The following is a 6,398-nucleotide window of genomic DNA, read 5'->3' as shown; positions in this document are numbered from 1 at the left end:
GGCGTCGATCGCCGCGGCCGCCGCCCAGCGCGACGAGGCCGAGCAGGCCCGCGGCCGGATCGACGCCTCGCTCAGGTCCGTCCGCGCCCGGGTCCGCGAGCTCTCCGCGGAGCTCGACAAACTGGTCAACCGGGTGCACGGCAGCGAGATGGCCAGGACCGAGCAGCGGCTGCGCCTGGAGCAGCTGCAGACCCGCGCGGTGGAGGAGTACGGCGTCGAGCCGGACGTCCTCATCGCCGAGTACGGCCCCGGTGAGCCGGTCCCGTCGGGCGACGGCGAGCCGGTGCCGTACGACCGGCAGGAGCAGGAGAAGCGGGCCAGGGCGGCCGAGCGGCAGATGGCGCAGCTGGGCAAGGTGAACCCGCTGGCGCTGGAGGAGTTCGCGGCGCTGGAGGAGCGGCACGCGTTCCTGACCTCGCAGCTGGAGGACCTCAAGAAGACCCGCCGGGACCTGCTGCTGGTGGTCAAGGAGGTCGACGAACGGGTCGAGCAGGTCTTCTCCGCCGCCTACGCCGACGTGGCCAGGGAGTTCCAGGCGATCTTCGGCAGGGTCTTCCCCGGCGGGGAGGGCCGGCTGCTGCTCACCGACCCCGAGGACATGCTGACCACGGGGGTCGAGGTCGAGGCGCGCCCGCCGGGCAAGAAGGTCAAGCGGCTCTCGCTGCTGTCGGGCGGCGAGCGCTCGCTGACCGCGGTGGCGTTCCTGGTGGCGATCTTCAAGGCGCGGCCCTCGCCGTTCTACGTGATGGACGAGGTCGAGGCGGCTCTGGACGACACCAACACCCAGCGGCTGCTGACCCTCTTCGAGGAGCTGCGGGAGACCTCCCAGCTCATCGTCATCACCCACCAGAAGCGGACCATGGAGATCGCCGACGCGCTGTACGGCGTGTCGATGCGGGGCGACGGCGTCACCCAGGTCATCAGCCAGCGGTTGAAGCCAGACGCCTGATCCCGGCGTCTGGTCCCGGCGTCTGGTACTGGCGCTTGGTGCCGACGCCGGAGCGGGTGCCGGAGCGGGCGGTGCCGAAAGGACACGGAACGTCCCGAACCTCGAAAGGTCGGACTATCACCGGTCGTCTGGGAAACTAGGCGGTTGTGGAGAGCTATCTCGGCCTGATCCTGATCATCGCCGCCGTCGTCGTGCTGACGGCGGGCGGCATGTTCCTGCTGTTCCGACAGGGGCGGAAGGCGGCCCCGCCGCCGGTGAGACCGCCGGAGGCGCCGCCGATCCCCGAGGAGGAGAGGCAGGCGCCGCCCAGGGGCGCCGTCATCGAGGACGAGGCGACGACCACCGTCCCGCCCCCGGCCCGGCCGATCGAGGTCCCGGTCGCCCCGCCGATCGAGGTCCCGCCGCCGTCCGCCGGCCGGATGGTACGGCTCCGCGCCCGGCTGGCCCGCTCCCAGAGCACCCTCGGCAAGGGCCTGCTGGAGCTGCTCTCCCGTGACCGCCTCGACGACGACGTCTGGGACGAGATCGAGGAGACCCTGATCACCGCCGACGTGGGCGTCGCGCCGACCCAGGCGATGGTCGAGGAGCTGCGCACCCGGGTGAAGGTGCTGGGCAGCCGGTCGCCGGCCGAGGTCCGCGGCCTGCTGAAGGAGCAGCTGCTCACCCAGATCGGCGCCGACACCGACCGCACCCTGCGGGTCGCCAAGCACGGCGAGCGCCCGGCGGTCGTCCTCGTGGTGGGCGTCAACGGCACGGGCAAGACCACCACCACCGGCAAGCTGGCCCGGTCCCTGATCGGCGACGGCAACCGGGTGGTGCTCGGCGCGGCCGACACCTTCCGCGCCGCCGCCGCCGACCAGCTCCAGACCTGGGGCGACCGGGTCGGGGCCGAGGTGGTGCGCGGCCCCGAGGGCGGCGACCCCGCCTCCGTCGCGTTCGACGCGGTGGCCAGGGGCATGGAGGAGAAGGTCGACGTCGTGATCGTGGACACGGCCGGCCGCCTGCACACCAAGACCGGCCTGATGGACGAGCTCGGCAAGGTCAAGCGCGTCATCGAGAAGAAGGCCACGGTGGACGAGGTGCTGCTGGTGCTCGACGCCACCACCGGCCAGAACGGCATGCGCCAGGCCCAGGTGTTCGCCGAGGTCGTCAACATCACCGGCATCGCCCTGACCAAGCTGGACGGCACCGCCAAGGGCGGCATCGTCATCTCGGTCCAGCGCGAGCTGGGCGTCCCGGTCAAGCTCGTCGGCCTCGGCGAGGGCCCCGACGACCTGGCCCCGTTCGACCCTGAGGTCTTCGTGGACGCGCTGCTGGGAGACTGATCCCGTACGGGATGACAGGGCCGCCTCCCGGGAACCCCGGGAGGCGGCCCCTTCCTCTTTCCCCGCCCCTTCCCCGGGGACCGGCGTTTCCGCCTGTGCCCCAGCGCCGGGTCAGCCGATGCGGGCCGGCGTGGACGGAGCGCCGCGGTCCGGGGACCCGTCCGGTTCCGCGTCGCCACGGCGATGCAGTACGAGGGCGAGGGCGCAGGCCAGTCCGAGGACCGTTTCCACGGCCGCCGCGAGCACGAGCCCTCTTCCGGGTGTCCCGTCCAGGGCGATGCTCAGCACCCGGGACAGTCCGTAGCCGAGATAGGTCACGGTGCCGAGGAGCGCGGCGGTGAACGCCAGTCGTGGGACGAACGCACCGAGCATGATCAGCACACCGCTCGCCAGCAGGGCGCCGCCCGCGGCCCGCACCTCGCTGAGCAGGCCGGCGTCCCCGCCGAGCTCGACGCCGTTGAACTCGTTGAAGGCCACGGGTGCGAACAGCGTGGCCGCGCCGATCACGATCACCACCAGGCCGGATACGAAGAGGATGAACTTCAGAGATCTCGTGTTCCGCATCTTCACTCTCCTCTTCGACAAGCGGGTGGTTCCGGTACGGCGGGGACCGCACGGGACGCGTGGGCGTTTCCCCGGCGGGGCGCGGTCATCGAGTCCACGCGCCGGACGCGGCGGCGGCGCGGCAGAAGTCGGTGAAGTCGCGGGGCTCCCGGCCGAGCGCCTCCCGCACACCGTGGCCGAGTGACTCGTTGCGGCCGTCGAACACCTCGGCGCAGAGGTCCGTGAGCAGGTCGGCGTAGTCGGGTCCGGCGTTCTGCGCGACGGCGGCGTGGAACTGCTCCGACGAGATGGGAACGTATCCGACCTCATGGCCCGCGGCCTTCGAGATCTCGGCCGCCGCCTCGTGGAAGGTCAGCAGGCGCGGCCCGGTGAGCTCGTAGAGCCGGCCGGAGTGGCCGTCGCCGGTGAGCGCGGCGACCGCGACGTCGGCGATGTCGTCGACGTCGAGGAACGGCTCGGCGACGTCGCCGGCCGGCAGCGCGATCACGCCCTCCAGCACCGACGGGAGCAGATGGCCCTCGGTGAAGTTCTGTGAGAACCAGCTCGCCCGCAGGAGCGTCCAGTCCGGACCGGCCCCGCTGACGATCTCCTCGCAGCGCTGCGCGTTGGTCTCGCCCCGCCCGCTGAGCAGCACCAGTCGCTCGACGCCCGCGTCGGCCGCGTACGAGGTCAGCGTCTCGATCGCGGCCGGTGCGCCGGGCGCGGCGAGGTCGGGGGAGAACGAGACGTAGACGGCTCCGGCGCCACGGAGCGCCCCGGGCCAGGTGGACGGCTCCTCCCAGACGAAGGGCGGGTCGGATCGCCGGGAGACGCCCCGGACCGGGTGGCCGAGCCCGGTGAGGCGGTGGACGATCCGGTGACCGGTCTTCCCGGTCGAGCCGATGACGAGGACAGGGCGTTGCCGCATGGTCGAGCGCTCCTTGGAGTGGGGATCCGATCCGGTGGACCGGATCGGCGTTGAGTCCACTCTGGAGCGGATCATCTGGACTTCCAATGGAAGAAAGTCCGGCTCTCTTTGCTGTTCGTCCAGCTTCATGGACGATCGGGCACATCGATGGCACCGTGGCACCATGCCGAGCGCCGCCCGTGAGTTCCCCGCCCCGGCCGATCCCCTCGGCGAGACCCTGCACCTGCTCCGGCTCACCGGCGCGCTCTACTGCCGCGCCGAGCTCACCGCCCCCTGGGGCATCCACGTGCCGGCCCTCGACGGGTTCATGCTGCTGCACGTCGTCACCGAGGGCGAGTGCCTGCTCGAGGTCGACGGCGCCGAGCCGCGCCCGCTCCGGCAGGGCAGCCTCACCCTGGTCCCGCACGGCCTGCCGCACCGGTTGCGGAGCGGTCCCGAGGCCCGTACCGAGCCGCTCTTCGAGATCCCGGTCGAGCAGGTCAGCGAACGGTACGAGATCATGCGGCACGGCGGCGGCGGGGAGTTCACGCACATCACCTGCGGCGTGGTCCGGCCCGACCACGCGGTGGCCCGGCGCCTCGTCGCACAGCTCCCCGGCGTCCTGCACCTCGACTCCTGGGACGACGCCGCCGCCGACTGGCTGGCCGGCACGCTCCGCCTCATCTCCCGGGAGGCCCTCGCGCTGCGGCCGGGCGGGGAGACCGTCATCACCCGGCTCGCCGACATCCTCGTCATCCAGGCGATCCGCGCCTGGCTCGACTCGTCGCCGGAGGCGAACCGGGGCTGGCTGGCCGCGCTGCGGGACGAGCAGGTGGGCCGGGCGCTCCTGCTGATCCACCGCGAGCCCGAGCGGGAGTGGGACGTCGCCTCCCTCGCGCAGGAGGCCGGCATGTCGCGCTCGGCCTTCTCCGCGCGGTTCACCGGCCTGGTCGGCGAGTCCGCCATGCACTACCTCGCGCGCTGGCGCATGCAGCTGGCCCGCGAACACCTCCGGCGGACGACGGAGCCGCTCTCGGCCGTCGCCCACCGGTTCGGCTACCGCTCTGAGGCCGCGTTCTGCCGGGCGTTCAAACGGGCCTTCGGCCTGTCACCGGGGAGCGCCCGCAGGGCCGCGCCCGAGCCGGCCGTCCCGGTGGGACCGGTGAGACCGGCGGAGGGTGAGGCCCCGGGGGTCAGCTCCGGGCCGCCGGCTGGCGCACCCCGATGGGGATGACCAGCGGGGTGCCCGCGACCGGGTCCTCGATGACCTTGGCATCGAGGTCGAAGACCTCCGAGAGCAGCGACTCGGTGAGCACCTCCGCCGGGGCGCCCGCGGCGATGACCCTGCCGTCGCGCATGGCGACCAGCCGGTCGGCGTAGCGGGCGGCCAGGTTGAGGTCGTGCAGGACCATCACGACGGTACGGCCCAGCTCGCCGTGGAGCCTGCGGACGAGCTCCAGCACCTCGATCTGGTGCGCCAGGTCCAGGAAGGTCGTCGGCTCGTCGAGCAGGAGCAGGTCGGTGCCCTGCGCGAGGGCCATGGAGATCCAGGCGCGCTGGCGCTGGCCGCCGGAGAGCTCGTCCAGCGGGCGCTCGCCCAGGTCGAGCAGGCCCGTCATGGACAGCGCCTCGCTCACCGCGGACTCGTCGTCGGACGACCACTGCCGGTACCAGGTCTGGTGCGGGTGCCGCCCCCGGGCCACCAGGTCGGCCACGGTCAGCCCCTCGGGAGCCGTCGGCGCCTGCGGGAGCACGCCCAGGACCTTGGCGACCTCCTTGGTGGGCATGCGGTCGATGCGCTTGCCGTCCAGCAGCACCTCGCCGCCGGAGGGCTTGAGCAGCCGGCCCAGCGCGCGGAGCAGGGTGGACTTGCCGCACCCGTTGGGGCCGATGATCGTGGTCACCGTACCGGTCTCGATGCCGAGGTCGAGGCCGTCGACGATGACGCGATCGCCGTACCCGAGCCTGACGTCGACGGCTTGAAGTCTCATGAACGGGCCTCTCTGCGCACGCGGACGAGAAGGTAGATCAGATAGGGGGCGCCGAGGACGGCGGTGACCACGCCGACCGGCAGCTCGACGGGGCTGAACGCGGTCCGCGCGACCAGGTCGGCGGCGGTGGTGAGGACGGCGCCGGTCAGCGCGGAGACCACCAGCGGGGGCTGGGCCGTACCGGCCAGGCGGAGCGCGATCTGCGGGGCGGCCAGGGCGACGAAGGCGACGGGCCCGGCGGAGGCCGTGGCGACCGCGGCGAGCAGCACCGCGGCGAGGATCATCAGGCCGCGCGCGAGGTTCATCCGCACGCCCAGCCCGGTCACCGTGTCGTCGCCGAAGCGCAGCGCGCCGAGCGAGCGGGTGCCCAGCAGCGTCAGCGGGACGAGTACGGCCAGCGCGAGCGCGACCGGGTGGACGTGCTCCCAGCCCCGGCCGTTGAGCGAGCCGCTGATCCAGACCATGGCGCGGCTGCTGTCGTTGACGTCGCCGACGGTCAGCAGCCAGTACTTGACGTTGCCGAACACGGCGGTGACGCCGATGCCGACCAGTACCAGGCGGTAGCCGTCCAGTCCGCCCCGCCAGGCCAGCAGGTAGACGGCCAGCGCGCCGGCCAGGCCGCCCGCCAGGGCCAGGAGGGGGATGCCGAACGCGGCCAGGGCGCCGCTGGGGCCGCCGGCGGT

General features: G+C 72.9%; 7 protein-coding genes. 3 read left to right on the top strand and 4 right to left on the bottom strand.

Going from position 1 to position 6,398, the window contains the following annotated elements; genetic code table 11:
• The coding region (locus ACWJ6R_RS27700) for an AAA family ATPase (RefSeq protein ID WP_449065046.1) at positions 1-949 on the top strand (949 nt) is incomplete at its 5' end.
• A gap of 146 nt (positions 950-1,095) precedes the next feature.
• Positions 1,096-2,274, top strand: a complete 1,179-nt coding sequence (gene ftsY / locus ACWJ6R_RS27695; RefSeq protein WP_449065045.1) for a signal recognition particle-docking protein FtsY — start codon at positions 1,096-1,098, stop codon at positions 2,272-2,274.
• Positions 2,275-2,385: 111 nt separating this feature from the next.
• Here the strand turns inward: ftsY and ACWJ6R_RS27690 are convergent, their stop codons facing one another.
• Entirely contained in the window at positions 2,386-2,838 is a 453-nt protein-coding gene (locus tag ACWJ6R_RS27690) for a DUF4345 domain-containing protein (RefSeq protein WP_449065044.1), read from the bottom strand.
• A gap of 85 nt (positions 2,839-2,923) precedes the next feature.
• A complete protein-coding gene (locus ACWJ6R_RS27685; RefSeq protein ID WP_449065043.1) occupies positions 2,924-3,745 on the bottom strand; it encodes an NmrA family transcriptional regulator in 822 nt (273 codons plus the stop codon).
• Between the two features lie 163 nt (positions 3,746-3,908).
• Here ACWJ6R_RS27685 and ACWJ6R_RS27680 point away from each other — a divergent pair, with 163 nt between their 5' ends.
• Positions 3,909-4,958, top strand: a complete 1,050-nt coding sequence (locus tag ACWJ6R_RS27680; RefSeq protein ID WP_449065042.1) for an AraC family transcriptional regulator — start codon at positions 3,909-3,911, stop codon at positions 4,956-4,958.
• On the opposite strand, the gene ACWJ6R_RS27675 is transcribed toward ACWJ6R_RS27680, so the two are convergent.
• Positions 4,918-5,715, bottom strand: coding sequence for an ABC transporter ATP-binding protein (locus ACWJ6R_RS27675; protein ID WP_449065041.1), 798 nt, complete (start codon positions 5,713-5,715; stop codon positions 4,918-4,920). The genes ACWJ6R_RS27680 and ACWJ6R_RS27675 overlap by 41 nt on opposite strands.
• A partial coding sequence (locus ACWJ6R_RS27670) for a FecCD family ABC transporter permease (RefSeq protein WP_449065040.1) occupies positions 5,712-6,398 on the bottom strand: 687 nt, incomplete at its 5' end. The genes ACWJ6R_RS27675 and ACWJ6R_RS27670, both read right to left, overlap by 4 nt.

It is taken from the genome of Planomonospora algeriensis, assembly GCF_977012225.1.
This window is presented reverse-complemented; position numbering and strand designations above follow the sequence as displayed.

Excerpts from the sequence above, each read along its gene's own strand:
- ACWJ6R_RS27690 (WP_449065044.1), bottom strand. The coding sequence starts at position 2,838 with ATGCGGAACACGAGATCTCTGAAGTTCATCCTCTTCGTATCCGGCCTG.
- ACWJ6R_RS27685 (WP_449065043.1), bottom strand. The coding sequence starts at position 3,745 with ATGCGGCAACGCCCTGTCCTCGTCATCGGCTCGACCGGGAAGACCGGT.
- ACWJ6R_RS27680 (WP_449065042.1), top strand. The coding sequence starts at position 3,909 with ATGCCGAGCGCCGCCCGTGAGTTCCCCGCCCCGGCCGATCCCCTCGGC.
- ACWJ6R_RS27675 (WP_449065041.1), bottom strand. The coding sequence starts at position 5,715 with ATGAGACTTCAAGCCGTCGACGTCAGGCTCGGGTACGGCGATCGCGTC.